Below are 22,741 nucleotides of genomic sequence, written 5' to 3'. Positions count from 1 at the left end.
CCGTCCCCCATGTTCCGTTCTTCCCGCCAGACCCTCGGCCCCGCCCTGCGCCGGGAGCTGTGGCGCACCGTGCGCCACCAGGGCGCCCGCCGGGTCCTGCGCCTGGCCCTGCTCTTCCCGCCCCTGCGCTGGGCGCACGGTGTGCTGCGGGCGCTGCGGATCGTGCGCGGGCGCTGAGTCCGGCACCACGACCACGACAGGCCGGGAGCGTCGTCGTCCTCCGACGACGCTCCCGGCCTGTCGCATGCGGCGTGCGGGTGTGTCCGCAGACGCACCGGCCGCTCTGGGACTCCCGAGGCGCCCCGCGCGGTCCGCGGAGCACCTGCTCCCCGGACGACCCACCCGGCTCGGAGCCGGATCAGGCGAGGATGCGTCCCGCACCGCGGCCGGGAAGTGCACGCGCCACGGCGAACCGGCCCGGGCCGGTGAGAGCCAGGGCGAGGGAGGCTGCCGCGAGCAGCAGCACGTACTCGAGTCCGCCATCCGAGGCGAAGAACCCCTCGGAGGCGTGCACCAGGGCGAGCGCGCCGAGCATGTCCAGGGCCAGCAGGACGCCGGCGATGCGAGTGAGCACGCCCAGGATCAGCGCGAGCCCGCCCGCCAGCTCCACCACGGCGGCGAACACGGCCGAGGCCGCCGGGGTCGGAATGCCCATGCCCTCGAAGCTCTCGGCGGTGCCGGAGAGGCCCCACTCGGAGGCCTTCTGCCAACCGTGCATCAGGAACGTGACGCCCAGCACGACCCGCAGAGGCAGCAGGCCCCAGGAGGTGGCGTGGGAGGCGTGGGCGTCGCGGCCCGTGCTGGCATCAGCGGTGCCGGGGTGCGTGTCAGCGGGCACGGACGCCCCCGTTCCGGTCGAGTGCTCGGGGGTGGTGCGGATGTCGGTCATGGCAGTTTTACCTGTCATGGAAACTAAATTACCGATGACGCGTCAACAATGCAAGAAGCCGGGGGTGAGGTGTCGACGCCGGGTCTCAGCGGCGCATGACCGCGCGGGCATCTCCCGTGGCACTGATCGGGACCCCCGCGGGCACGATGACGTTGACCACGGGCGGATGCACCAGGGCCGTGAGGGTCACCTGAGCGGTGGTGCCGTCTGCGGATCCGGTGGGAGCGCCCACGGCCAGTCCGCTGACGTCCTGGAAGGCACCCACGGTGCCCAGGTAGCTCGTGGCGGCCCCGGCCACGGCGTCGTTCGTGAGCACGGGCGTGGGAGGGCCTGATCCGGAGCGGTCCACGGTGGTGAACGTGTCCGCCGCCGCACCCGCGGCACGGTCTGCGAGGGACTGCAGCTGCTGCCGGCCCACGTACACACTCGTGACGGCCATCACGGTGACCACGAGCAAGAGGCTCACGAGGGCGAACCCGATCAGCACGATGCTGGTCTGCCCCGCGTCCGAGTCCTCGCCCGCCGCCCGGGCGCGCCGGAGCGCGGCGAGCATCCTTCTCCCCGTGATGGCCTCCGCTCCCTCAGGCACGGCCGCCCCGGAGCGCTCGTGCCACCTCACGAGTACCTCCCGGCCACGACGGAGACGTCCGCCGACAGGGTGGCCACGTTCGCCGTGACGAACCCCGGCATGCCCGGCAGATCCACCGTGAGGCTCGCGTGCACGCGGGCCACCGCACCCGGGGCCTCGCACGTGCCGTCGGAGCAGTCCACGGTGACCGCCAGGTCCTGGGGCTCGAAACCGTGGTCCTGCGCGGCGACGGCGGCGACGTCGTGGACCCCCGTGCGGTTCAGGTCCTTGACCTCGAGCACCGAGACCGCCTGGCCTGCCTCCTCCGCGGCGGCGACCACCGCGAAGGACCCCGCCTGCACACGGGCCACGGTGACGACCAGGTAGACCACGGGGACGAGCAGCAGCAGTCCCAGACCGATGAACTCCACGATCGCGCTCCCCCGGTCCGGGTCCTCACCGTGCCGTGCCGCGGCCGTGGTGTCACGAGACCATGTCCACGGCATGTCCGCTCACCTCCAGCGCCGCAGGAGGTCCCAGTGTTGCCACCACCGGCAGCGGAGCGACCACGCGGATCTCGACCGCCGGGAGGTCTCCCACGCTCGTGCGGGACACGGTGACGTCCTGGGCGTAGGTCCCACCCACGGTGTCCACGATGATGCCCCGGGTCCGCTCCACCCCGTCCGCATCCGTGCGGTCCGCGAGGCTCGCGTACCGCGCCCCGGAGGCCGCGGCGTCGATCAGCGTGTTGCGCACGTGCAGCGCGAACCCCACCTGCAGGACCATCCCGAACAGCACGAGGGCCAGCGCCAGCACCATGACGTACTCCGCCACGGCGTTGCCGGCGTCGGGGTGCTCCCGCGGATCAGAGGCCCGAGACGCGGTCGATGGCATCTTGGAACAGCCCCTCCAGTGCCGGGCGCGCGATCAGCAGCAGTCCCGCCACGAGCACGGCGGACATCAGCGTGAGCATCACCCAGCCGGGAACGTCCCCGCGGTCGGGGTGGTCGGCGTTCTCCCCGTGGCCGGGAGCACCAGCTCCGGGGCGAGTGAACAGGGCAGGGAGGACCGCCCCCAGCAGGAGCAGCACGGCCGTGTGGCAGCGCACCAGGTGTTTCATGATCGTCTCCTTCGACGTGTTGAGGTCTGCGGGTCCTCTCAGAACCCGAGGTTGAGTACGGCCAGTCCGGGGAACACGGCGAACACCACGCTGAGCGGCAGGATGAAGAACACCACGGGGACCAGCATCGCGATCTCCTTCTTCCCCGCCACCTCCATCAGCACACGCTTGTCGTGGTCGCGGACGTCCTGGGCCTGGGCCCGCAGCACGTCCGCGAGCGGGGTGCCACGCTCGATGGCCACGACGATCCCGTCCACGAAGCGCCCCAGGGCCACGACGTCCGTCCGGGCGGAGAAGTCCTGCAGCGCCGTCGTCAGACCGGAGCCGGCCCGTGTCTGGGCGAGGACCGCGCGGAACTCCCCCGCGAGCTCGCCCTCCGCCACGCGGCACACCCGCTCCAGGGCGCCCACCGTGGACTCCCCCGCCCCCACCGCGAGCGCCATGAGCTCCGCGACCGCCGGGAACTCCGCGAGCATGCGCTTCTCCCGGCGGCGGATGCTGCGCCGGAGCAGGCCGTTGCGCGCCCAGACCCCGGCCCCGGCACCGAGGACGGCGCCGACGGCCACGATGGCCGCGTTCACGTCCGCGCGCAGCACCAGCGCGATCCCCGCGAGCACGCCGAGGACGGCGCAGCCCACCGCGCACAGGACCTGCTCGGCCCGGTAGTCCACCACGTCCTGGCGGGAGCCGTTGCGCACTAGTCGGCGTGCGAGCAGGTCCGTGCCGGAGAACAGCGGAGCGGCGCGCTCGAGCAGCCACTCCACGACCGCGTGCCCGGCCGCCCCGGTGAGTGACCGGCCGCGCCCGCGGCGGGAGGACAGCGACGGGGCGCCGAGCGCCGTCGTGAGCTCGGCCGCGCGCAGCTGCGGGGCGATCCGCTCCGCGAAGGTGGGGGCTCCCACGGCTCTGACCGCGGCCAGGACCATCCAGAGGCCGAGGGCGAGGACCAGGCCCAGCAGCGCCGAGGTGAGGGGCACGTTCATCGCAGCACCCGCCGTTCCTCCGGCAGCGCGCCGAGCCGGAGCATCAGCTGGTAGGCGACGACGGAGACGGCCAGCCCACCCAGGAGCACGACCGCGCCGGCCACGGTGTTGTAGGCCTGGACCGCGGCTGGCTGCGTGGCCATGAGGGCGAGGATCAGCCATGGCGCGGCCACCGAGAGGCGCGCCGCATTGACCGTCCACGACTGGCGGGCCTCGAGCTCGCTGCGCGTGCGCTCGTTCTCCCGCAGGAACTCGGAGAGCGTGCCCAGCAGACGGCCGAGGTCCGTGCCACCCACCTCACGGGTGACCCGCAGCGCCTCCACGATGTTGTCCGCCACCGGATCCGCGAGACGCTGCTTGAGCATCGTGAGCGAGCCGTGGAGCTGACCGCTGGCCCGGTAGTCCGCCGCGAACCGGGCGAACGCGGGGCGCAGGGGCTCCGGGCCGCGGTACTGCAGCTGCATCAGTGCCTCGGGCAGACCCATGCCGGCGCGGATGGCGGAGCGCAGGTGGTCCACGACGTCCGGCCACACCTCTCGCAGCACCGCGGTGCGCCGCCTGGCACGGTGGCGCACGAACCCCCACGGGACGAACAGGGCCACGAGGAACACGCACAGACCGAAGACGGCCGCCGATGTCAGCGCGAGGACGAGCACACCGCACACTGTCGCGAGCAGCAGGCTCAGTCCGGCGAACGCCACCGGGGACAGCCCCGGCAGGTCCGCCTGCAGCAGGAGCGTGCGCAGCCGTCCGGTGCGTGCGTGCCGCGTGCGGCCCGTCTCCGGGCGGGTCCAGCAGGACCACCACACCAGGAATGCCCCGACCCCCAGCAGCGCCCCGAGCAGCGCGCTCACGATCTCCTCCCCGCTGGACGGTGCCCGCTCGCGCGTGTGCCCGGTGCGGGGCGGTCGATGCGTTCCTCCCTGGCCCCGCTCCTCGTGCGTTGGCGGGAGCGCTGACCTGCCGGTGCGCTCGACCGCGCCTTCTCGTCGGGCTGCGGGGACGACACCGCCTCGCGGTCCCGGAACACTGGCGTGGTCGGGGCGCCGCGGATCCCGGGGACAGCCGCTGCGGCGTCGTGTGCGCCGTCCTGCCGGATGAGCTCGGCGGGGTCGTGACCCGCGCGGCGGAACTTCTCCGCGGCGGGCACCTCGGAGGCCACGCACCGCAGCGCGCCGTCCTCCAGCCGGAAGACCGGATAGGTCTCGATGACACCGTTCTCCACCCGGTTGCCGATGGCCAGCACCTCCGCCACGTAGCGGTGCCCCGTGGCTCCGCGGTGGCAGTGCACCACCATGTCGAAGCACGAGGCCACGGTGGGAACCACGAACGCGCTGCTGATGTTCTCCCCCGCGAGCAGCGGCAGGGTGCAGAGCTTGGTGACGGCGTCCCGCGCGGAGTTGGCGTGGATGGAGCACATCCCGGGCAGCCCGGCGTTCAGGGCGATCAGCATGTCCAGACTCTCCGCCTCGCGCACCTCGCCGACCACGAGCCGGTCCGGGCGCATCCGCAGGGCCTCCTTCACGAGCCGTCGCAGCGGGATCTCGCCCGTGCCCTCCAGGTTGGCCTGGCGGCACTGCATGCCGACGACGTCGCGCAGCGCCACCTGGAGCTCGAAGACCTCCTCGACCGTGACCACCCGCTCGCGCGGGCCGATCGCCGCGCACAGACAGTTCAGCAGCGTGGTCTTCCCGGCCTGCGTGGCACCGGAGACGAGCACGTTGAGCCCGGAGTCCACGGCCGCGTGGAGGAACTCCGCGGCCTGCACCGTGAGCGAGCCGAGCCCCACGAGGTCCTGCAGCCTGCGGGCGCGCGCCACGAACTTGCGGATGTTCACGGCCCAGTGCGCGCGGGTCACGTCCGGGATGACCACGTGCAGCCGGGAGCCGTCCGGCAGGGAGGCGTCCACGAACGGTGAGCTCAGGTCCAGCCGACGCCCGGAGGACTTCAGCATCCGCTCCACGAGGGTGCGGACCTGGGGCTCCTCCAGGACGAGACTCGTCAGCTCCGACTCTCCCCCGCGTGCCACGTAGACCTCGCTCGGTGTCAAGACTGAGCTAGAATCTCTTACATGGACGCTGTCATCTACGCCCGCATCAGCCGTGACGCTGAGGGCACAAGCCTGGGTGTGAACCGTCAGCTCGAGGACTGTCGGCAGGCCGCGAGCGCCCGCGGGTGGGCCGTGGTCCATGAGTACGTGGAGAACGACACCTCCGCCACCCGGGCGAAGGTCCGTCCCCAGTACCAGCAGATGCTCCGGGACCTCGCCAACGGGATCGCCGGCGCGCTCATCGTGTGGGACGTTGACCGGCTCACCCGCACACCCCGCGAGCTCGAAGACGTGATCGACCTCGCCGACGCCCACAACATCGCGCTGGTGTCCATCGGCGGGGAGATCGACCTTGCAACTCCACAAGGCCGAATGACGGCCCGTATCAAGGGCAGTGTGGCGCGGCATGAGACGGACCAGATGGCGCGACGTATCCGCCGTAAGCAGCGTGAACGGGCCGAGCAGGGCCTCCCTAATGGGCTGTGCCCGTTCGGGTGGCGCCGGGTCTACGACGACCAGGGACGCCGCGCAGGGAGCCGTGACGTGGCGTATGCGCCCGAGGCGGAGCAGATCCGCGACGGGGTATCACGACTGCTTGCCGGTGAATCGGTCCGGTCCATCGCCCTGCGTTGGAACACGGAGGGGTTACCCACTCAGCGGGGCAACCCGTGGAGCACCGGGACGGTCCGCCAGACGCTTCGCCGGGCCGCGAACGCCGGGCTCCGCGAGCACAAGGGTGAGCTGTTCCCCTCCGACGTGATTGAACCGCTCATCACCGAAGACGACCTGCACCGGGTACGGGCGCTCCTGGCAGACCCGGTGCGCCGGGTGCAGCACGGCACCACCCCCGCCTACCTGTTGACGGGGATCGCCGTATGTGGGCGGTGCGGCGGCAAGATGCGCTACTTGAAGCCACGAGGGCGCCACAACATCCCGTCCTACGGGTGCCGGGACTGCACCAGGGTGGCCCGCTCCATGGGGCTGGTGGACGCCGTGGTGGAGGGCGCGATCCTGGGGCGCCTGCAGCAGCCTGACGTCCTCGAGACGCTCCCCACGATGGATCCAGCCCGGGGGGACGATCTGCGCTCGCAGGCCGAGGCGCTTGAGGCCAAGCTGTCCGAGGCCGCGGACTTGTTCACGGCGGGCACGATCACTGGTGAGCAGTTGTCCAGGATCACCGCTGGGGTCCGCCCCCAGTTGGAGAGGGCCCGGGCACAGTTGGCGGACCTGACACCGGCGAGCGCCGCGGCCGCGATAGCCGGTGAGGATGCGGTGGCCCGCTGGGAGGACGCCACCCTGCTGGTGAAGCGGGAGATCGTGGACACCCTGATGACCGTGACCATCCTGCCCGCCGGGCCGGGGCGGGGACGAGACCCCGAATCCGTGAAGATCGAATGGAAGGCATGAGCATGGAGATCACCCCCGCATGGGACAACTCCGAACGGACCTACCTGCACGAGGGCAGCTACTTCGTGACCCCGAAACTGCCCGCGTCCGAGGGCGAACTGCTGGTGCGCTGCACCGATGGCGGACAGCACCCGTCCCGGGAGCTGGGCCGGGGCCGGTGGGCTGAGGTCATGTCCGGGGAGGACGTGCCGGCGTCCCTGGTGTTCTGGGATGCGCCCATCACAGCCCACGGCCGTCCGCGGTTCGTCCCCCAGGCCCGCATGTTCGATCACAAGCAGCAGGACGAGGTGACCTCGAAGCGGGGCGACGCTATCGACTACGCCCCCAACGACTACACGGATCTCAACATGGAGGATCCCGGCAGGGTGGGCCCTGGCATGAGCGTGGGCAAGGTGGAGTTCCAGTGCCCTACCTGCCGCCGCCGGGTGGTTCTCGCTCCCGTGAAGCTGGGCATGTACGTGTTCCTGGACCTGGTCGCCCGCAACGTCTCGCACGGCGAGCGCGCACGGGTGGACGTGTCCCGGTTGCGAGAGCTACCCGCAATCCTCACAGAGAAGCGTGCTTGACACTCCAGGCATGATATGCTTATCCCGTGAGCAGTAGGCACGTTGCTCACATGTCCGCGTGCGAGGGCATGACAAGACGTCAGACGCAATGCACGAATTTTGAGCCGCTGAAAATCGTGGCTCGATTCGTTGTGCCCGAATCCTGCGAAGGATCAGCGTCTGATGTCTATCGAAACACCACAGCGAGCGCGGGCCCGCCTCGGGGCCCTCTCCCGGTTCGCCGCTTCTGATACCGCCCGGCTTTCCGATGCCCGGCGTGACCTCGTGGCCGCCAATCTCAAGGCCACCATCCTCCAAGCCACTACCGGCGACTACTCCATCACCGCTGCCCAGCGTGATGAGCTGGTCCGCATCCTGTGGGCCAACACCTCGCCCCTTAACGAGGGGGTGGCCGCATGAGCAACGTCATCCGCGGACAGTTCGGCACACCGGACCTGGACGCCTACGTGGCCCGCCTCGTGGCCGAAGCTCCCCCGCTCAACGACGCCCAGAAGGCCACGCTCGCCGGGCTCCTGCGCCCCGTGGAGACCCGTGGGGGTGCCGCAGCATGACGGCAAAGAAGAACCCCCAGGCGGGCGACCTGGGGGCCTCGAAGAACGATCTTCCGAACCACCACCAGTCTACCCGCGATCACCTTTACGCGCTCGCGATTCACGGCTTCCACCTGTTGCCGTTGATCCCGGGTGAGAAGCGGCCGGCGATTACGGACTGGGAGAAGCGGTCCACCGTGGCCCCCGCCCAGCTCGACCGGTGGCCGAAGGATGCCGGCGTGGGTATCGCGTGCGGCCGCTCCGGGCTGGTGGTGATCGACTGTGACTCTCATGGTTCCACCCCTCCTCCTGAGTGGGACCGGCCCGGGATCCGTGACGGGGTGGACGTGTTCGCGGACCTCTGGTCCCGCCACTCCCCCAACGTGTCCATGTTCGACACGTTCACTGTGACCACACCGAGCGGAGGGCTGCACCTGTACTTCCGCGCCCCGGTTGGCTCACGGATCCGAAACCGCACCGGAGTGGAATGGCAGGTCGACGTGCGCGCCCGCGGTGGCTACGCCTGCGGGCCCGGGACCAACCTCAAGCAAGGCACCTACACGCCAGCAGGAGACCCTGGGAAGCTCCTACCCCTCCCCCAGTGGCTTCACGACATGCTGGCCCCGCAGGAGCCCGCACAGCGCCGCCCCATGCCCGTGGCCCCTCCCACACGTTCGCAGGCGGACCGTCGTGTGGCCGGGTTGCTCCGCACTGTGTCCACCGCTCCCGAGGGGCAGCGCAACTCGACGCTCAACTGGGCGGCTTGGCAGCTCGCGCAGGACGGGCTGCTGACCCAGGAGTACGCCACCGCTCTGCTCCACGCCGCCGAAACAGCCGGTCTTCCCCAGGCCGAGGCCATCAGAACCATCCGATCAGCAGCCACCCCAAGGGGCGCCAGCACCCGAGGGGGCGCAGCAGCATGACCGTAGAACCATTCGCCGACTTCCCGGAGAGCGCCGAGTTTGAAGACCCGGCCGTTGCCCGCGAACGCATGGTCGTCAACGAGATGGAGCGCATGCAGATCCGTGAGGAGGCGCGCCGACGGATCGCGGCCGAGTCCTCCACAGTCTCGGAACTCCCGGCCCTGTCCAACCTCGCGGACCGGCTCGCAGCGCCCCGCACGCGTCCCCGCTGGCGAATCCAAGACATGTGGCCCGCCGGGGGGCGCATCAACCTCGTTGGGGCGCCCAAGGCGGGCAAGACCACGATGACCACCAACGTGGTCCGGGCACTAGTGGACGGCGGGCAGTTCCTCGGGAAGTACACCACCGAGGCCGTCCCCGACTGCGAGGGCCCCGCGGTCGTCGTGTTCGACTTCGAGATGACCGAGGACATGCTCCTGGACTGGTACGAGGATGCTGGGATCACCAACACCCACAAGGTGGAGACCGTGCTGCTCAACGGGCTGGGCTCCGGGTTCGACTTCACCAACCCAGCTGTGCGCGCCGAGCTGGTGAACCGGTACGGCGGCGCCCACACGTACATCCTCGACCCCGTGGGGCCGCTGCTGGCTTCGCTCGGGCTGGACGAGAACTCCAACAGTGACGTGCAGCGGCTGCTCACGGCCTGGGACGAGTTCGTGCGGGAGCTCGGCGGTCAGGAATCCATGGTCACGATGCACGCCGGGCACAACGGCGAGCGCGCCCGTGGTGCCTCCGCGTTCCTCGGGTCCTGCTCTGCAGTGTGGACGCTGATGCGTGAGGGAGAAGAACCAGGCGCGCCCCGGTTCCTCAAGACCATGGGGCGGATCGAGGGCATGCCCAAGACCCGGTTGGCGGTACAGGGACGGACCCTCACCATCCTGGGGCACCTCACCCCCGAGAAGATCGCAGATGCCAAGGGGGAGCAGATCCTCGACTACCTCGCCACCGTCTGCGAATGGCAGGGGCGGGACCGCATCCGCAGCAAGGTCGGAGGATCCCAGCCAACCGTCACTCAGGCGCTAAGAGAGCTTGTCGATTCCGAGCAGGTTCTCCACGACAACAAGAAGGGCTACGGCCTCCCTCACTGGTCGTCCTGACCGGTGGCCTGACTCCCGGCCCCCTTAAGGGGGGCCCGGGAGAGTCAGGGGGCCTGACTCTCAGCCCTGACTCGCCCTGACTATCCGCTGACTTTCAGGGGTCAGGCCCCCTGACTCAACCCTGACTCAACCCCTGACTCAACCCTGACTCCGGCCCACCCGAGAGTCAGGGGGTACGAGAAAGAGAACACCTCATGGAACAGCAGAAAGCATTCACCGCGCAGGACACAAACGAGCAGGACTACCACCACCGCCGGGTCGAACAGATGCTCACCAACGCCAAGACCAAGGCGGACCTGCAGGACCTCGTCCGGTCCCTCGACGCCCGCAACATGCAACTCCAGCACCTCAACCGCGCACTCCAACACCAACTCCACCAGCACCGGAAGGACACCCCATGAGCACCCACCAGAGCAACGCACAGGACAGTAACAAACCGCGGCCACAGGACCCCACGAGCGCGGCCCAGCAGTCCGCGGAACTCGTCACCACAGGAGCTGCCGCCCCCGGCAAAACGACCCCGGCAATGGCGTGCAATGGACTGGCGTCCCCTGGGCCACAAGAGACCGCGGAGGGGCAAAAACTTTCGCGCAATGGACTTACCGATTTCGCCCCTGCGGACCCGCACGAGGTCCGCGCCCAGCTCACCCGCCGCGGGTCCCTGAACGGCCTCGAACTCGACGGCGGTACCGGGGTCGTGTTCATCCCCCAGCACGCGCTCCCGGACCTTAGGCGGCGCCTCCTGCTGGCTCAGGAACGGTTCACGGCCATGAGTGGCTCAGTGCCGGGTAAACGCCGCAGACGGCCCGCTACGGCCGCGTGAGGGGCACCCCCAGTGCGGGTACCCCTCCTGATCCGCAGGGTATGGGGCGCCACCTGGTGGAAACCCTGCACGATCCGCAGGGTATGGGCCAGGGGCGGGGGTCACCAGCAGTGACCCCCCGGCACGCTCACTGTCTTGCCGGTCCCGGTGACATCGCCCGCCGTGCACCACTCGGCACCGTTTTGGCACCACAGTGGCACCAACAGCCCCGCAGCACTCGGCCGCGGGGCGTGACCTCCCAGGAGGGGCCCCATGGCCAAGCTTGACCCCCAGAACCCACCGGACTTCGAGAAGTTTGGGCGGGCGCTCTGGACCGAACTCACCACCCTCAAGTTCGGCGAGCGCGGGAACAGCGCCCGGATCGCGGAGACCGCTATCGAGTGTGCACTCTCTGTGTCCCGGAACTACCGCACCGCGTCAGCCGAGGACGTCGCCTTCGACAAGTGGGCCGACTCGGTAGGCCTGTGACGATGGAACAACTGCACCGCGTGCCCGTGGGCATGCCTCCCGACATGGTCCGCCGGATGGACACCCTGCGCTCGCTGACCGGCACCAGCCGCGCCGGGTTCATCCGGCTCGCCGTGGCCGACTACCTCCGTCCCCTGGACGGCACCACCCATGACGCCCAGCCCTGACCTCGTGGCCGCGGTGGAGGGCATGCGCCGGTTCGGGTCCTACGGGATGCCCCTCATCAAGGCCATTGAGGACTACTTCCGAGAAGGCGTCCAGGACATCGCCACATGGGACGAGCTCCACGCCAGGGTCCTCACCGAGTGCGGCACCTTCCCCCCGTTCACGGGAGGGGCGGACCCTGAGGGCCCGTCCGGGGTGCCCCTTGTGGGCCTGGGGCGACCCAGCGCAATCGAGTTTTGGGTCAACGGCACCGTGTACCGCCGCCCGGACCTCGAAACCCTCCACAAGGCCACACAGGCCACCACCGCGAAAACGTGGCTGAAGCATGACACCCGTTACCCCACCCCGAGAAAGAAGAACAATGAGCACCAGAGCTGAACGACGACTGCGAGAAGCCCAGACCACCCTCGAACAGGCCACCCAGGCCCACCAGACCGCCGCGGCCGCGCTCGCCGCACTCGAGGACCGGGCAGTGTCCGGGGAGGACATAGACCCTCTGGAACTGGCCGGCACCCAAGGGGACCTCGGGATCAAGGCCAAGCGGGTCCAGCGCGCCCATACCGCCGTTGACGCCGAACAGTCCACCGTGGACGAGGAGAAGGCCCGAGCCCGCCACCGTGAGCTCGTAGAGGCCGCGAAGGCCACCCAGGCGGACCTCAGTACCACCGGGGTGCGTGCGGCCATGGAGGACCTTTTGCGGCGCGCCTACGCGGCCTCCGACGCATGGTCCGAGCTGCAGGCCGCGGTCCGGGCCGAGCATGGGGAGATCCCGTTCTACGGACCCGGCAACACGGCACCCGACGGGGTGAAGTCCCCCCTCCTGGTCAAGCTCGACGGAGTAGGTTACCCGGACCCAGATCCTTACCGCCTCGCTCGTGACCTGCGCGACCTGGCGGACCGGGTGTTCGAGGATGTGGGCATTGAGCGTGCCCGTGCGCGGTCCGCCGGTCAGGAGGTACCCGTGTCGTGGCAGGCGCGTGCTGTGAAGGCCGGGGTCGAAGCGGCGCGTGAGGACCAGCGGCGGTGCACACCGGAACCAACCCCAGACGCCGCCGCGTAGGATCAGCAGCAGGACGAACACCCCGGTGGGCGGGTTTGGACAGGACCCGCCCACCGGCATCTTGAAGGAGCGCGAGCATGACACCCGAAGACCTGGCAGCGGCCGGCCTCTCACAGAGCGCAATGGCGACAGACGATGAGCTCGCGGAACTCGTGGACGAGATAGAGGCAATCCTGCTCCAGGCCCAGGGCACCCCCGGGGACCTCGAGGAGCAGCTCACACGCGCCCGCCTGGACGGGTTCGTGTACGGGTACAGGCTTGGCGCCCGCCCCACGGATACCCAAGCCACTCAGGACCTCTGAGAGGATCAACAGATGGCCACGATCACCGAGACATTCCACGCGATGACCGAGGACGATGCCACGACGACAGTGGACGCACTTGCAGGCATGTTGGCCGCGCTGCCTGCCGATGATGCGGACCCGGTGGACCGGGCCACCCGCGCCGGTGTGGAAGGTTTCGTGATGGGCTACCGCACAAACCATACATAAAGGGTTCCCTTTATGTATGATTAGGGCATGACCACCCCCCGTCTGCACGTCATCGGCTACGTCCGTGTCTCCACCAGCAAGCAGGATATTGGCCCTGAGGTGCAGATCGCCGCCCTCCGAGCCGAAGCGGACCGGCTGGGCTGGGAGCTCGACCTGCGACGCGAGAACGCGGCGAGCGCCAAGACACTCAAGAACCGCCCAGTGCTCGCCCAAGCCCTCGCGGACCTCAAAGCCGGGAAGGCTGATGCGCTCGCCGTGTCCAAGCTCGACCGACTCTCCCGCTCCGTGGCGGACTTCGCCGGCCTGCTCGAGACCGCCACCCGGCAGCACTGGGCGTTGATCTGCTTGGACCTGGGGATCGACACGTCCACCATCACCGGCGCGGCCATGGCTCAGGTCACCTGCACGTTCGCGGAGATGGAGCGGAAGAAGATCGCCGAGCGCACCCGTGACGGCATGGCCAAGATCAAAGCCACCACCGGCAAGCACATGGGCCGCCCGTCTGCGCTCCCCCAGGCCACTGTGGACCGGATCCACCGCGAGCGCACCGCCGGCCTGTCCTACGCCAAGATCGCCGCGGCCCTCAACGATGAGAGCATCCCCACCGCCACCGGGCGCACCTGGCACGCGTCCACCGTGCGGCAAGTACTGGGACGGTAGGCCCGCTACTTACCGCGGCCCTTCGAATCCCCCTGTGTGCGAAATATCTGCTGGGACCCGGCAAGTAGCAGGGCCACAGTCAGTAGCAGCACCACTCCGAACGCGATCCAGAAGACCCAGCTAACTGCATGCGCTGCCCAAGAGGACGCCCACAGAAGAGCGGCGCCGCCAAAGGCCACGACTACCAACGCTGCGATCGTCGCGCCGTCTACCTCCCGTGTGGCTCGGTTATCCAGATCATCGAAGTACCTGTCCACGTGTTGCTCTAACAGGGGGAGCACCCGATGTTGCTCTTCGACTGGCAAGGAGTTGTAGACCTTGATGCCCTCCTCCAAGGTGGATCGTGCTCGAGAAGAGTTCAGGAGTCCATACGTGACGGTCAGGAGAGGTATCGCTACGGACGCGATGCGCCCCCAAGGCAGTGATGTCAGGTAGTTGATCAAGTCCATGTAGACACCCTAGAGCCACCTGGGACGGCGCCAATCAGGGTGACTCCTGGCCCCGTCCCCCACTCCCCTGCCGCGTCACGGGAGGGTTGTTCTGACCACGGAACGACTCTGAACGGACCTCCTTTTGGGCAACTCACGGATGACATTCGTCGCCGAGTTCATCGACCGGCTCACCGGCCCCTCCACGAAAGCCAAAAAGGCTGTGGAGGACCTCGGCAAAGCCAGCGAGAACGCGGCCAAGACCACCGACGGCGCGAACAAACGGGTGGAGCAGTCCGAACGGCGCCGCGCCAAGACCGCCCGGGACACCGCGACCACCGTGGCCGGCAGTGAGCGTCGCAGGGCCCGCGCTACCCAGGACACCACCCGGGCCACCGAACGCGGTGCACGCGCCCAGTCCAAGGCCGCGCAGGCCACCGCGCAGGCGATCCAGGCACACGGGCGGCGCGCCAACCGTGAACTGGGCGCCACACGGTCCTCAGCGAACCGGACCGCGAGCGCCCTGCAGTCCATGGCGACCCGTGGGGCCGCTGACCTGGGATTCCTCAGCGGCGCATGGGGGCGGACCGCGACCAGCGTGGACCGCTCCTCCCGCCGGATGCACCGGGCCACCGGGCTCGTGCGCGCCCAAGGCATGGCGAAGGACTGGAACTCGGCGATGGACTCCATCGTGCGCCGCACCGCCGGGTCTGTCTCCGAAGTTGAGAACACGCTCAGCAGCATGGGGTCCAAAGCGAAGATGGGCGGCGCGCTCGTGGGTGGCATGGCGTTGGCCGGTGGCGCCAAGCGTATCGCGGATGTGCAGCAGGCTGATGTGGTCATGGAAACCATGGGCATGTCCGACAAGGACCGCGGGAACATGATGGGCCAGTTCAAGGGCCTCGCCCAGGACACCCCGTTCTCCACCGGTTCTATTGCCGCTCTCGGGTCCGGGCTGATCTCCTCCGGCATGGACCAGTCCAAGGTCCATGACGCGCTGCAGGGCGCTATCGACACGTCCGCGACCTACGGCATGTCCCTCGAAGAGATGGCGCTGCCGTTGAAGCAGATTCAAGCCAAGGGCAAAGCCCAGGGCGACGACATGATGCAGCTCATGGACCGCAACATCCCCATGATGGATTGGATCGCGAAGCAGAAGGGTGTGGACAAGTCCCAGGTCCAGGACCTCGTGTCCAAGGGGCAGGTGTCTGCGGACGACGTGTTCTCAGCGCTTGCCGCTAACTCGGAGGGCGGCGCGGAGAAGGCTGCTGGGACGTTGAAGGGGTCGTTCACGAACTTCACGTCCAGCCTGTCCCAGGCCGGGGAAGCGTTCCTCTCCCCCATGACCGATGACCTCACCGAGTTCTTGCAGGTCGCCAAGGAGTCGGTGAACAGTATGAAGCCCGCACTGTCCGTGCTCGGCGAGTTCGGTGGGATCCTGCTGAAGGTCCTCAAACCCACCCTGCCCGTGCTGATCCCCTTGATCGCCGCAGGCGGGGCGGCGTTCACCGCCTACCGGTCCGTGAAGACGGCCACAGCGTTGCTCGGGTTCTTCGCCGGGCGCCGTGGTGTGGGCGGTGTGGTCGAGGCGCTCCTGGGCAGCCGTGGGGCCACAGCCCTCACCAGCATCTTCGGTGGGGAGCTCCGCTCCACCGGCCGGCACGCGAAGTCCTCAACCCGTCAACTTGGCGGGCTCACCGACATGCTCGGCAATACCACCCGGAAGATGGACCGGGGCGCGTTCTCCGCGAAGGGTCTCGCCAAGAACTTCGGTCTCGCCGCCGCTGCCGCGGGTGGTCTCGCCGCCGCGGGGGCTGGCATGGAGGGCCTGAACAAGCTGAACGCGGACCTGAACCCCTCGGGTGCGGAGAACAGCATCGCCACCGGCGGTGATGTGAACGCCGAGATGAAGGGCAAGGACTGGGCCAACAAGAACGGGTCCATCCTGGGTGGCACTATGTCCGGGGTCAACGGTATCGGCGACGTCATCAACAAGAAGCAGAACATGGGGTGGGGTGACAAGGCCACCGGTTGGCTGGGCCACGGGGCCGGCAAAATCCTCCACTACGGGTCCTTCGGTGCGATCCCCGAGTACAAGGACGGGTGGGACAAAGCGTTCGACAGTCTCACCGAACAGGACAATGCGCTCGCCAGCCTGGTGGGCACCCCTGGCGCGGGGCAACGCTGGAACTCCATCCTCGGGGACGCTCACCGGGCCGGGGTGTCCGACAGCGACACACTCGCCGCGTTCCCTAACTACAAGGCCGCGGTCACGGACCGGTTGTCGAACCTCACCCCACCGGTGAAGGCCGACGACAACACTCTGCTGCAGTACATGGGCAACACGTCCGGGTACCGCAAGGGCGGGTTCACCGGCATGGGTGCGGGTAGTGCAGTGGCGGGCCTGGTGCACCGCAACGAGTACGTGATGCCCGAAGCCGTAACCTCCCGCCCGGGGATGCTCCCAGCCCTCCGCCAGATCCACCGCACCGGGGAGGTGCCCGGCGCTCGCAGTGCGTCCAACGTCCGGCACGGGGATGTGATCGACCAGAGCATGCACGTGCAGGTGTCCGCGAACACGGCCCAGGACGCGGCGGTCATCAAGGCCGAACTGGAGCGGTTCTTGGCTCAGCGGGAGCGCCGGGCGGCAAACCGGCACGGTACCCGTGAGCTGCGGGGCGCGCACTGACCCCCAGGTAACATTCCCGCCCCAACCTGTATCAGGCTCTGGGGCGGGAATACTTAGCGGAAGCAACCCCCAGTGCTAAGGACACCTCATGAGCGCGGTCCCCTACACGTTGCCGGCTGAGCAGCGGGAGCAGATCCTCACCCGGGAGATCACTAAGCGGACCTCCACGGGGAAGGCCGAGTTGCTCGCCACACGCCCGTTCAAGGCCTACGTACGAACCGGGCAACCCCTCACTGCGGCATGGCCAGTGGCCCTAACCGTTCACGCGTTGTGGGTCGTCGCCGTGGTCGTCCTCGCTTTCCTGGTCCTCCGGTTCTTCGCGGTCCTTGTGGTCCTGGCCCTGGGGTGGTGGTTCCCGCGGGCTTTCACCCGCATCGAGGTCATCACCATCGGCGAGCGCGGCGAAGTGGGCGTGAAGACCCTGTACTGGGGTGGTGCGTACAAGCTCGAGCAGCACCTCAAAGACCCCACCCGAAACTAGCCCTGGAGCACCCCCATGCACCGCTATGCCCTCCCCCTGACCCTTGCCGCCGCGGCTCTCGCTCTCACCGGGTGTGGCGCCCAGCAGGACCCGGCACCCACGGCGACCGTCACCGTCACGGCCACTCCGTCTGCTGAGTCGTTCACGCCCACCCCGGAAGCAGCCGAGACCACCGAAGCGCAGGCTATGGAGACCGCACCACCCGCCGAAGCTGAGACCCCCGAAACCGCACCCACAGGCGCAGTAGAAGCTCCCGCGGCACCCGCAGAGACAGACGCTGCCGAGGACGAATCGCAGGGCGTCTCCATTGTCGAGTCAGAGGGGATGGAGGGAGACGACTACATCATCCGACTCCGCACTAATCAAGGCGCTACGGCGACGGAGAACTACGCCCCCAGTGTCATGCAATCAAGGATCCAGTCCCTGACTGGCACCCCGCAGGCGAAGAACATTGACCTCGTGGCCATGTACACCGCGGACGGCGTGATGATCGCTACCGGCCGTCTGCCGGACGGGAAGTACGCCGGCGTTACGTCTGGCCTGTAGAACCACCCTCGCCCCATGAAGAAGCGGCCCTCAGCATGACGCTGAGGGCCGCTCTCTTATCCCCTGGTGTCCCCTGTTACTTGGCTACTCCCCGGACCAGTACCCGGCCTGCTCCGGGTGATCCTGCAGCAGGCGTTCGATCTCTTCCCCGAGGCGCTGGTGGAACGCCACCAGGTTGTTCACCGGGTGCCCGGGGCCGTCCACTTTCCGGTCCTCGATCCGCAGGGCAAGTTGCACCCCGTGTTCCGGGGACCACACGCGGGTGAGGATGAACTCGGATTCGTTGCGCTCGCCGTCCAGGCCGTCCACGTCGGTGTCCAGCATCGTCTCGAAGTGGCCGTCGTCTTCGCCGATCTCACTGGCGGCGCCGGGTTCCATTCCCGTGTCTGGTCCGCCGAAGGGGCACGCACGGGCGAGGGCGACCACGTAGACCCCTGCCCGGCCGTCCACGGGCTGCCAGTTCTCGTCGCTGAGGATCTTGTTACGGGTGGTTTCTCCGTCACCCTGGAACCATTGGCGGTGGCGGGCCTCGAGGGCACGGCTCACGGCAGTTCGCTCGCGGTCCGTGGCGTCCTTCATGGAGTAGGCCGAGATGGTGTGACTTGTGGAGTCATAGAGCATCCCCCCGTAAATCCACATGTAGTCGCCGGTCTTGGTTTGGTGCAGGTGGCTGGTGGGCCCGGGGGTGGTGCCGAGGGTCCAGGTTTTGAACTTGGGCCAGGATTTGATCTCGGCGGGGGTGGGCATTTTGGGTGCCGTGGTGTTCATGGTGCTCGCCCTTCTTGGGTCCGGTGAGGTCGTTGTAACCTCCTGACACCAAGAAACCTAAACCCGTTTTGCGCAGGCCCGTTGATCCAGATCTCCTCGACCTCGGGATCGTCCAGGTACGGCTGCAGCGGCCCGTAGCCGGCCACGAGGTCCAGCACCGTCTTGCGCGCGGCCTCCAGGTCCTGGAGCCGCGGCAGACCGGCCTGCGCGGACCGGACGTCGTACTCCGCCACGACGGCGGCGACGATCCGGCGCGTGGGCTCGACCTCGCGCAGCGGGTCCAACCCGCTGCGCCGGATCTGTTCGCGCACATCCGCTTCGATCAGTCCGATCGCGTCCTCGACGGCGACGGTGGCCATGGCTCCCCCTGCGGTTCCCCCGAACCGTTACTGGCTGGTCAACTCTGGAGGGAACGCTAGGTGAAATTCTCGGCCGCGGACACGAGCGGGGCGAGATCTGTGGACAAGTCCCCCTGACGTGCGCGGACGCCGGGGACACGGCACGTCATGCTCGGACGCAGAATGAATCCGCATCGAATGTGACACCCGTCACGGGCGCCACGGGAAGGGTCAGACGGCCGTGGAACCGCCGCGGGCGGCGTCGTCACCGGCAGAATCGACGGTGCCCCGGGCGTCCACGCCCGGACCCGCGGGTCCCACGTGCGGCTGCTCCGCGGGGCGGCCCAGCGGCGAGGCCGCGACGAACGAGCGCACTGAGGCGCGGTCCGCGTGCTCGGCGTCGTGCTCCCAGGGCTTCTCCGCCTCCGCGATGGCGATGTGGCGCGCGAGCCGCGTGACGTTGACCTCCTCCGCGCGGCGGCGCTGCGCCGAGCTGTACTGCGAGATCATGAACAGCATCACGAGCGCGTAGAGCACGAGGTCCGTGCCGCGCCCGATCCCCAGGATCCGGGCGACCTGGGTGACGAGGTCCGGGACGAGGATCGAGATGGCGGCGAAGACGAAGAACGCCACGGCACCCAGCCGGCGGATGGCCTGGTGCTTGGCGTTGGCACCCCCGCGCACGAGCGTGAGCGCGCCGTAGGCCACGCCGAGGATGAGGACGATCTGAACCACGATGGTCATGTGTGCGCTCCGCTACTTCACGAACAGTTCGGCCAGGATGTTCACACCGTTGAGCAGGGACTGGCCCTTGCCCCTGGAGTAGTCCGTGTAGATGATCTCCACCGGGTGCTCGACCCACCGGGGCTTGATCTCCGCGAACCGGTTCACGATCTCCGAGGCGTGCGCCATGCGGTTCTGCTTCAGGTGCAGCTTGGCGAGGGTGGCGCGGTCGATCGCGCGCAGCCCGTTGTGGGCGTCCGAGAGGTCCATGCCGCTCGTGAACTTCGACACGAACGCCGCGGTGCGCAGCACAAGACGCTTCACGGAGGACACCTGTGTGCGGTCGTCAAGGAATCGCGAGCCCAGCACCACCTCGGCCTCACCGCTGCGGATCCGCTGCACCATGTCGTAGGCGTCGATCACGCGGTGCTGGCCGTCCGAGTCGAACGTCACCACGCAGTCCATCTCGGGATCCTGCAGCGCGTACTCGAAACCGGTCTGCAGCGCCGCGCCCTGCCCCAGGTTGATGGGGTGCTGGACCACCACGGCACCGGCGTCACGGCAGATCTGGGCGGAGTCGTCCCGGGACCCGTCGTCCACGCACACCACGTGCGGGAAGGTCTCCCGGAGGTTCTCCAGGACCTCCCCCACGACTTCGGCCTCGTTGTACACGGGCATCACTATCCAGGCTCGACTCACGCGCCCCATTGTTCCACAGACCCCTGGGCGGACACGGGCCACGCCCCCCCCACGCCCGCGCGGGCCGGTTGCGTTGGAGCGGTCCACTAAACTTCGCACAGACCCTCCCGCCTTCCCCGTCTGGAGTCCTGGATCCTTGAGCTGGCTTGAAGCACTACCCTCGTTCGCCCTGGCGGCGCTGCTCCTGATCGCGCCCGGCACGCTGCTGGGCCTGGTTCTCCGGCTGCGCGGCCTGCTGCTGTGCGCCGCCGTGGTTCCGCTGTCCGTGGCCGGGTTCAGCGCCTCCGCGGTCGTCTTCGGCATGGTAGGCATCCCCTGGAACCCGCTGACGGTCGCCGCGGCGTTCCTCGCCGTCGCACTCCTGCTGTGGTTCGTCATGCTCCCGTCACGACGCCGCGCCGCGGGTCTGTGGACGGGCACCGTCCCCTGGCGGGAGCGGGTGAGCACCACCACGGTGGGGCTGTGGTGCGGCGCCGCCGTGGGCATCGCCCTCGTGACGCAGCGGCTGTACCTGATCCTCCAGGTCCCCGACGCCATCTCCCAGACCTACGACGCGAACTTCCACTACAACGCGGTGCGCTTCATCGAGGACACCGGCACCGCCTCGTCCCTGAAACTGGGCGGGCTGGGCGTAACGGCGCCTTCCTTCTACCCCGCGGCGTGGCACGACACCGCCGCGTTCCTCACCCAGGCGGGCCACCTCCCCATCTTCCTCACCGCCAACGCCATGACACTGCTGGTGGGCGGGGCGGTGTGGGTGCTCGGCTGCCTCTACTTCACCACCCGTGTCCTGGGTTCACGACCGGTCGTGGCGGTCTCGGCCGGGCTGCTCGCCTCGAGCTTCCCCTCGTTCCCTTACCTGCTGAGCTTCTACGGCAACCTCTTCCCGAATGCGATGTCCATCGCATTCCTCCCCCTGTGGCTCGGGCTCCTCACGGACGCCCTGCGGCTGTCCCGCGAGCCGTACCTGCGCTCCCCCCTGGCGCTGTGGATCACCATCCTGGCCGTCACCGGTGCCATGGGCCTCGCCCACCCCTCCACGGTGGTGCTGGGGCTCGCCCTGCTGTGGATCATGCTGGTCACCGTGTGGTGGCGCCTGCTCCGCTCGTCCCGGCCCTGGTGGCGCAAGCTGCTGGGCGGCGTGGGCCTGGTGGTCATGCTCCTGGTGCTGCAGCAGATCTGGTTCGCGGCCAGGGCCTCCCAGGACTCCTCCACGTGGAAGCCGCACGCCCCCGAGACGCAGGCCCTCGGCGAGGCGCTGGCCACCGTGTACCCCGGTGCACCGCACGCCCCGTGGGCGCTCATCGTCCTGGTGCTGCTCGGGGCGGCGGCCATGCTGCGGCACACCTCGCGCTGGGTCGTGGTCGCCTGGGCGTTCGTGGTCTGGCTCTACGTCCTGGTGGCGTCCTCGCGCGATGTCCCGTTCCGCTACGACTGGACGGGTGTCTGGTACAACGACGCCAACCGGCTGGTGGCCCTGATCCCCGTGGTCGCCCTGCCCCTCGCCGTGGCCGGTGCCGTGGCCGTCCTGCGCTGGATCGCCTCTCACCTCCGGCGCTTCACCGCGCACCTCGTGCAGCGCGAGGGCACCACGGCCCCGGTGCGGCGCCTGGCAGAACGCACCCAGCCGCTGCTGCACGCCCGCACCACGGCCGTCGTTGGCGGGGTGATCGCGGTGGTGCTGGGGTGGCAGCTCGTCCAGACCCAGCCCATGACGGACATGGTGAACTACGGCAAAACTCTGTACGCCGGAGGGGGCAGCCATCCCTATGCCCTGCTCTCCCCGGAGGAGACGCAGCTGCTCGAGGAGCTGCCGGACTACGTCCCCGAGGGTGACGTGGTCTTCGGCAACCCCTTGACGGGCGCTTCCCAGGCCTACGCGATCTCGGACGTCCCGGTGCTCTTCCCCCACAACGGCCTGGTGGCGGACCGTGAGGCGTCCGTGATCGCCCACCACCTGGACGAGCTCACCACCGACCCCGAGGTCTGCCCCGCACTTGCCAAGCACCACGTGACCTACGTCCTGGACTTCGGGACCCGCCAGGTCAACCCGTTCGCGTACTTCGACACCGCCGGCTACGACGACCTCTCCCCCGCGAAGGGCTTCGAGCTCGTCGCCCAGACCGGACCCGAGGCCAAGCTGTACAAGATCACCGGCTGCGACCACTGACCCGCTGACGGGCCGAGCAGCGGGCCCCGCCCCCTCGCACACGACGACGGCGCCGCGAGAGAATTTCTCTCGCGGCGCCGTCGTCGTGCGGTCAGGGGG

Annotated in this window: 31 protein-coding genes and 1 pseudogene; 19 read left to right on the top strand and 13 right to left on the bottom strand. The window is 68.8% G+C overall.

The genetic code is table 11. From position 1 onward, the window contains the following. Positions 1 to 9: 9 nt before the first annotated feature. The gene (locus KVA01_RS12610) at positions 10 to 177 is read left to right on the top strand and encodes a hypothetical protein (RefSeq protein WP_170221134.1); all 168 of its coding nucleotides are present in this window, start codon (positions 10 to 12) and stop codon (positions 175 to 177) included. Between the two features lie 181 nt (positions 178 to 358). Here KVA01_RS12610 and KVA01_RS07580 read toward each other — a convergent pair whose 3' ends face one another. The 8 genes and pseudogenes from KVA01_RS07580 to KVA01_RS07545 all read right to left on the bottom strand — a co-directional run. Beyond that, positions 359 to 907, bottom strand: a complete 549-nt coding sequence (locus KVA01_RS07580; RefSeq protein ID WP_307723021.1) for a DoxX family protein — start codon at positions 905 to 907, stop codon at positions 359 to 361. A 67-nt stretch (positions 908 to 974) separates the two neighbouring features. Continuing rightward, positions 975 to 1,442: a pilus assembly protein TadG-related protein gene (locus KVA01_RS07575; protein WP_141269578.1), complete on the bottom strand. Its 468-nt coding sequence runs from the start codon at positions 1,440 to 1,442 to the stop codon at positions 975 to 977. A 62-nt stretch (positions 1,443 to 1,504) separates the two neighbouring features. Then, a complete protein-coding gene (locus KVA01_RS07570) occupies positions 1,505 to 1,963 on the bottom strand; it encodes a hypothetical protein (protein WP_233438803.1) in 459 nt (152 codons plus the stop codon). Beyond that, on the bottom strand, positions 1,941 to 2,351 hold the full coding sequence (locus tag KVA01_RS07565; RefSeq protein ID WP_233438802.1) for a TadE family protein: 411 nt from the start codon (positions 2,349 to 2,351) through the stop codon (positions 1,941 to 1,943). Before KVA01_RS07565 ends, KVA01_RS07570 begins: the two co-directional genes overlap by 23 nt. Further along, complete coding sequence (locus tag KVA01_RS07560) at positions 2,323 to 2,577, bottom strand: hypothetical protein (RefSeq protein ID WP_068471045.1); 255 nt, start codon at positions 2,575 to 2,577, stop codon at positions 2,323 to 2,325. The genes KVA01_RS07565 and KVA01_RS07560 overlap by 29 nt, the downstream gene beginning before the upstream one ends. A 38-nt stretch (positions 2,578 to 2,615) precedes the next feature. After that, complete coding sequence (locus KVA01_RS07555) at positions 2,616 to 3,560, bottom strand: type II secretion system F family protein (RefSeq protein WP_068471043.1); 945 nt, start codon at positions 3,558 to 3,560, stop codon at positions 2,616 to 2,618. Next, positions 3,557 to 4,414: a type II secretion system F family protein gene (locus KVA01_RS07550; protein ID WP_141269576.1), complete on the bottom strand. Its 858-nt coding sequence runs from the start codon at positions 4,412 to 4,414 to the stop codon at positions 3,557 to 3,559. Before KVA01_RS07550 ends, KVA01_RS07555 begins: the two co-directional genes overlap by 4 nt. After that, positions 4,411 to 5,604, bottom strand: a pseudogene (locus tag KVA01_RS07545) (TadA family conjugal transfer-associated ATPase); the annotation flags it as partial. The pseudogene KVA01_RS07545 and the gene KVA01_RS07550, both read right to left, overlap by 4 nt. A gap of 27 nt (positions 5,605 to 5,631) precedes the next feature. Between KVA01_RS07545 and KVA01_RS07540 the strand changes: the two are divergent. The 14 genes from KVA01_RS07540 to KVA01_RS07485 all read left to right on the top strand — a co-directional run bounded on the left by KVA01_RS07540 (position 5,632) and on the right by KVA01_RS07485 (position 13,800). Continuing rightward, positions 5,632 to 7,017, top strand: coding sequence for a recombinase family protein (locus KVA01_RS07540; protein ID WP_141269574.1), 1,386 nt, complete (start codon positions 5,632 to 5,634; stop codon positions 7,015 to 7,017). After that, entirely contained in the window at positions 7,014 to 7,583 is a 570-nt protein-coding gene (locus KVA01_RS07535) for a hypothetical protein (RefSeq protein WP_012397990.1), read from the top strand. Before KVA01_RS07540 ends, KVA01_RS07535 begins: the two co-directional genes overlap by 4 nt. A 162-nt stretch (positions 7,584 to 7,745) precedes the next feature. Beyond that, a complete protein-coding gene (locus KVA01_RS07530) occupies positions 7,746 to 7,982 on the top strand; it encodes a hypothetical protein (RefSeq protein WP_141269572.1) in 237 nt (78 codons plus the stop codon). After that, positions 7,979 to 8,134, top strand: coding sequence for a hypothetical protein (locus KVA01_RS12605; protein ID WP_170221133.1), 156 nt, complete (start codon positions 7,979 to 7,981; stop codon positions 8,132 to 8,134). The genes KVA01_RS07530 and KVA01_RS12605 overlap by 4 nt, the downstream gene beginning before the upstream one ends. After that, the gene (locus tag KVA01_RS07525; protein ID WP_141269570.1) at positions 8,131 to 9,036 is read left to right on the top strand and encodes a bifunctional DNA primase/polymerase; all 906 of its coding nucleotides are present in this window, start codon (positions 8,131 to 8,133) and stop codon (positions 9,034 to 9,036) included. Before KVA01_RS12605 ends, KVA01_RS07525 begins: the two co-directional genes overlap by 4 nt. Then, positions 9,033 to 10,133 (top strand): ATP-binding protein, encoded by a 1,101-nt coding sequence (locus KVA01_RS07520; protein WP_141269568.1) that lies wholly within the window; start codon positions 9,033 to 9,035, stop codon positions 10,131 to 10,133. Before KVA01_RS07525 ends, KVA01_RS07520 begins: the two co-directional genes overlap by 4 nt. A gap of 194 nt (positions 10,134 to 10,327) precedes the next feature. Continuing rightward, positions 10,328 to 10,534 (top strand): hypothetical protein, encoded by a 207-nt coding sequence (locus tag KVA01_RS07515; protein ID WP_141269566.1) that lies wholly within the window; start codon positions 10,328 to 10,330, stop codon positions 10,532 to 10,534. A 674-nt stretch (positions 10,535 to 11,208) separates the two neighbouring features. Continuing rightward, positions 11,209 to 11,424, top strand: coding sequence for a hypothetical protein (locus KVA01_RS07510; protein WP_141269564.1), 216 nt, complete (start codon positions 11,209 to 11,211; stop codon positions 11,422 to 11,424). A gap of 2 nt (positions 11,425 to 11,426) precedes the next feature. Further along, complete coding sequence (locus KVA01_RS07505) at positions 11,427 to 11,591, top strand: ribbon-helix-helix domain-containing protein (protein ID WP_141269562.1); 165 nt, start codon at positions 11,427 to 11,429, stop codon at positions 11,589 to 11,591. After that, complete coding sequence (locus KVA01_RS07500) at positions 11,575 to 11,967, top strand: hypothetical protein (protein ID WP_141269560.1); 393 nt, start codon at positions 11,575 to 11,577, stop codon at positions 11,965 to 11,967. Before KVA01_RS07505 ends, KVA01_RS07500 begins: the two co-directional genes overlap by 17 nt. Further along, positions 11,951 to 12,649 (top strand): hypothetical protein, encoded by a 699-nt coding sequence (locus KVA01_RS07495; RefSeq protein WP_141269558.1) that lies wholly within the window; start codon positions 11,951 to 11,953, stop codon positions 12,647 to 12,649. The genes KVA01_RS07500 and KVA01_RS07495 overlap by 17 nt, the downstream gene beginning before the upstream one ends. Positions 12,650 to 12,771: 122 nt before the next feature. After that, positions 12,772 to 12,951, top strand: a complete 180-nt coding sequence (locus KVA01_RS07490; RefSeq protein ID WP_141269556.1) for a hypothetical protein — start codon at positions 12,772 to 12,774, stop codon at positions 12,949 to 12,951. 12 nt (positions 12,952 to 12,963) lie between these two features. Continuing rightward, positions 12,964 to 13,140: a hypothetical protein gene (locus KVA01_RS12600; RefSeq protein WP_170221132.1), complete on the top strand. Its 177-nt coding sequence runs from the start codon at positions 12,964 to 12,966 to the stop codon at positions 13,138 to 13,140. A 27-nt stretch (positions 13,141 to 13,167) separates the two neighbouring features. Continuing rightward, positions 13,168 to 13,800: a recombinase family protein gene (locus KVA01_RS07485; RefSeq protein ID WP_141269554.1), complete on the top strand. Its 633-nt coding sequence runs from the start codon at positions 13,168 to 13,170 to the stop codon at positions 13,798 to 13,800. A gap of 5 nt (positions 13,801 to 13,805) precedes the next feature. Here the strand turns inward: KVA01_RS07485 and KVA01_RS07480 are convergent, their stop codons facing one another. Continuing rightward, the gene (locus KVA01_RS07480; protein ID WP_141269552.1) at positions 13,806 to 14,249 is read right to left on the bottom strand and encodes a hypothetical protein; all 444 of its coding nucleotides are present in this window, start codon (positions 14,247 to 14,249) and stop codon (positions 13,806 to 13,808) included. A 139-nt stretch (positions 14,250 to 14,388) separates the two neighbouring features. Here KVA01_RS07480 and KVA01_RS07475 point away from each other — a divergent pair, with 139 nt between their 5' ends. From KVA01_RS07475 to KVA01_RS12595, 3 genes are all read left to right on the top strand, one after another. Next, positions 14,389 to 16,917: a tape measure protein gene (locus tag KVA01_RS07475; RefSeq protein WP_141269550.1), complete on the top strand. Its 2,529-nt coding sequence runs from the start codon at positions 14,389 to 14,391 to the stop codon at positions 16,915 to 16,917. An 88-nt stretch (positions 16,918 to 17,005) separates the two neighbouring features. Next, positions 17,006 to 17,398, top strand: a complete 393-nt coding sequence (locus tag KVA01_RS07470) for a hypothetical protein (protein ID WP_141269548.1) — start codon at positions 17,006 to 17,008, stop codon at positions 17,396 to 17,398. A 402-nt stretch (positions 17,399 to 17,800) separates the two neighbouring features. Continuing rightward, complete coding sequence (locus tag KVA01_RS12595; RefSeq protein WP_170221131.1) at positions 17,801 to 17,944, top strand: hypothetical protein; 144 nt, start codon at positions 17,801 to 17,803, stop codon at positions 17,942 to 17,944. An 84-nt stretch (positions 17,945 to 18,028) separates the two neighbouring features. Here the strand turns inward: KVA01_RS12595 and KVA01_RS07465 are convergent, their stop codons facing one another. The 4 genes from KVA01_RS07465 to KVA01_RS07450 form a co-directional block, all read right to left on the bottom strand. After that, positions 18,029 to 18,712, bottom strand: coding sequence for a hypothetical protein (locus KVA01_RS07465; protein ID WP_141269545.1), 684 nt, complete (start codon positions 18,710 to 18,712; stop codon positions 18,029 to 18,031). After that, complete coding sequence (locus tag KVA01_RS07460) at positions 18,709 to 19,071, bottom strand: hypothetical protein (RefSeq protein ID WP_174805715.1); 363 nt, start codon at positions 19,069 to 19,071, stop codon at positions 18,709 to 18,711. Before KVA01_RS07460 ends, KVA01_RS07465 begins: the two co-directional genes overlap by 4 nt. A gap of 210 nt (positions 19,072 to 19,281) precedes the next feature. Next, positions 19,282 to 19,794 (bottom strand): DUF2304 domain-containing protein, encoded by a 513-nt coding sequence (locus tag KVA01_RS07455; RefSeq protein WP_068468653.1) that lies wholly within the window; start codon positions 19,792 to 19,794, stop codon positions 19,282 to 19,284. 12 nt (positions 19,795 to 19,806) lie between these two features. Continuing rightward, the gene (locus tag KVA01_RS07450; RefSeq protein ID WP_068468655.1) at positions 19,807 to 20,481 is read right to left on the bottom strand and encodes a glycosyltransferase family 2 protein; all 675 of its coding nucleotides are present in this window, start codon (positions 20,479 to 20,481) and stop codon (positions 19,807 to 19,809) included. 127 nt (positions 20,482 to 20,608) lie between these two features. Here KVA01_RS07450 and KVA01_RS07445 point away from each other — a divergent pair, with 127 nt between their 5' ends. Continuing rightward, positions 20,609 to 22,642, top strand: a complete 2,034-nt coding sequence (locus tag KVA01_RS07445; protein ID WP_141269543.1) for a DUF6541 family protein — start codon at positions 20,609 to 20,611, stop codon at positions 22,640 to 22,642. The last annotated feature ends 99 nt before the right edge of the window (positions 22,643 to 22,741 follow it).

The organism is Kocuria varians (assembly GCF_006539885.1).
Lineage (GTDB): Bacteria > Actinomycetota > Actinomycetes > Actinomycetales > Micrococcaceae > Kocuria > Kocuria varians.
This window is presented reverse-complemented; position numbering and strand designations above follow the sequence as displayed.

What these genes read in the sequence shown, in the direction of transcription:
- KVA01_RS12610 (WP_170221134.1), top strand. Translation starts at nt 10, where the DNA reads ATGTTCCGTTCTTCCCGCCAGACCCTCGGCCCCGCCCTGCGCCGGGAG.
- KVA01_RS07580 (WP_307723021.1), bottom strand. Translation starts at nt 907, where the DNA reads ATGACAGGTAAAACTGCCATGACCGACATCCGCACCACCCCCGAGCAC.
- KVA01_RS07575 (WP_141269578.1), bottom strand. Translation starts at nt 1,442, where the DNA reads ATGCTCGCCGCGCTCCGGCGCGCCCGGGCGGCGGGCGAGGACTCGGAC.
- KVA01_RS07570 (WP_233438803.1), bottom strand. Translation starts at nt 1,963, where the DNA reads ATGCCGTGGACATGGTCTCGTGACACCACGGCCGCGGCACGGCACGGT.
- KVA01_RS07565 (WP_233438802.1), bottom strand. Translation starts at nt 2,351, where the DNA reads ATGCCATCGACCGCGTCTCGGGCCTCTGATCCGCGGGAGCACCCCGAC.
- KVA01_RS07560 (WP_068471045.1), bottom strand. Translation starts at nt 2,577, where the DNA reads ATGAAACACCTGGTGCGCTGCCACACGGCCGTGCTGCTCCTGCTGGGG.
- KVA01_RS07555 (WP_068471043.1), bottom strand. Translation starts at nt 3,560, where the DNA reads ATGAACGTGCCCCTCACCTCGGCGCTGCTGGGCCTGGTCCTCGCCCTC.
- KVA01_RS07540 (WP_141269574.1), top strand. Translation starts at nt 5,632, where the DNA reads ATGGACGCTGTCATCTACGCCCGCATCAGCCGTGACGCTGAGGGCACA.
- KVA01_RS07535 (WP_012397990.1), top strand. Translation starts at nt 7,014, where the DNA reads ATGAGCATGGAGATCACCCCCGCATGGGACAACTCCGAACGGACCTAC.
- KVA01_RS07530 (WP_141269572.1), top strand. Translation starts at nt 7,746, where the DNA reads ATGTCTATCGAAACACCACAGCGAGCGCGGGCCCGCCTCGGGGCCCTC.
- KVA01_RS12605 (WP_170221133.1), top strand. Translation starts at nt 7,979, where the DNA reads ATGAGCAACGTCATCCGCGGACAGTTCGGCACACCGGACCTGGACGCC.
- KVA01_RS07525 (WP_141269570.1), top strand. Translation starts at nt 8,131, where the DNA reads ATGACGGCAAAGAAGAACCCCCAGGCGGGCGACCTGGGGGCCTCGAAG.
- KVA01_RS07520 (WP_141269568.1), top strand. Translation starts at nt 9,033, where the DNA reads ATGACCGTAGAACCATTCGCCGACTTCCCGGAGAGCGCCGAGTTTGAA.
- KVA01_RS07515 (WP_141269566.1), top strand. Translation starts at nt 10,328, where the DNA reads ATGGAACAGCAGAAAGCATTCACCGCGCAGGACACAAACGAGCAGGAC.
- KVA01_RS07510 (WP_141269564.1), top strand. Translation starts at nt 11,209, where the DNA reads ATGGCCAAGCTTGACCCCCAGAACCCACCGGACTTCGAGAAGTTTGGG.
- KVA01_RS07505 (WP_141269562.1), top strand. Translation starts at nt 11,427, where the DNA reads ATGGAACAACTGCACCGCGTGCCCGTGGGCATGCCTCCCGACATGGTC.
- KVA01_RS07500 (WP_141269560.1), top strand. Translation starts at nt 11,575, where the DNA reads ATGACGCCCAGCCCTGACCTCGTGGCCGCGGTGGAGGGCATGCGCCGG.
- KVA01_RS07495 (WP_141269558.1), top strand. Translation starts at nt 11,951, where the DNA reads ATGAGCACCAGAGCTGAACGACGACTGCGAGAAGCCCAGACCACCCTC.
- KVA01_RS07490 (WP_141269556.1), top strand. Translation starts at nt 12,772, where the DNA reads ATGGCGACAGACGATGAGCTCGCGGAACTCGTGGACGAGATAGAGGCA.
- KVA01_RS12600 (WP_170221132.1), top strand. Translation starts at nt 12,964, where the DNA reads ATGGCCACGATCACCGAGACATTCCACGCGATGACCGAGGACGATGCC.
- KVA01_RS07485 (WP_141269554.1), top strand. Translation starts at nt 13,168, where the DNA reads ATGACCACCCCCCGTCTGCACGTCATCGGCTACGTCCGTGTCTCCACC.
- KVA01_RS07480 (WP_141269552.1), bottom strand. Translation starts at nt 14,249, where the DNA reads ATGGACTTGATCAACTACCTGACATCACTGCCTTGGGGGCGCATCGCG.
- KVA01_RS07475 (WP_141269550.1), top strand. Translation starts at nt 14,389, where the DNA reads ATGACATTCGTCGCCGAGTTCATCGACCGGCTCACCGGCCCCTCCACG.
- KVA01_RS07470 (WP_141269548.1), top strand. Translation starts at nt 17,006, where the DNA reads ATGAGCGCGGTCCCCTACACGTTGCCGGCTGAGCAGCGGGAGCAGATC.
- KVA01_RS12595 (WP_170221131.1), top strand. Translation starts at nt 17,801, where the DNA reads ATGCAATCAAGGATCCAGTCCCTGACTGGCACCCCGCAGGCGAAGAAC.
- KVA01_RS07465 (WP_141269545.1), bottom strand. Translation starts at nt 18,712, where the DNA reads ATGAACACCACGGCACCCAAAATGCCCACCCCCGCCGAGATCAAATCC.
- KVA01_RS07460 (WP_174805715.1), bottom strand. Translation starts at nt 19,071, where the DNA reads ATGGCCACCGTCGCCGTCGAGGACGCGATCGGACTGATCGAAGCGGAT.
- KVA01_RS07455 (WP_068468653.1), bottom strand. Translation starts at nt 19,794, where the DNA reads ATGACCATCGTGGTTCAGATCGTCCTCATCCTCGGCGTGGCCTACGGC.
- KVA01_RS07450 (WP_068468655.1), bottom strand. Translation starts at nt 20,481, where the DNA reads ATGGGGCGCGTGAGTCGAGCCTGGATAGTGATGCCCGTGTACAACGAG.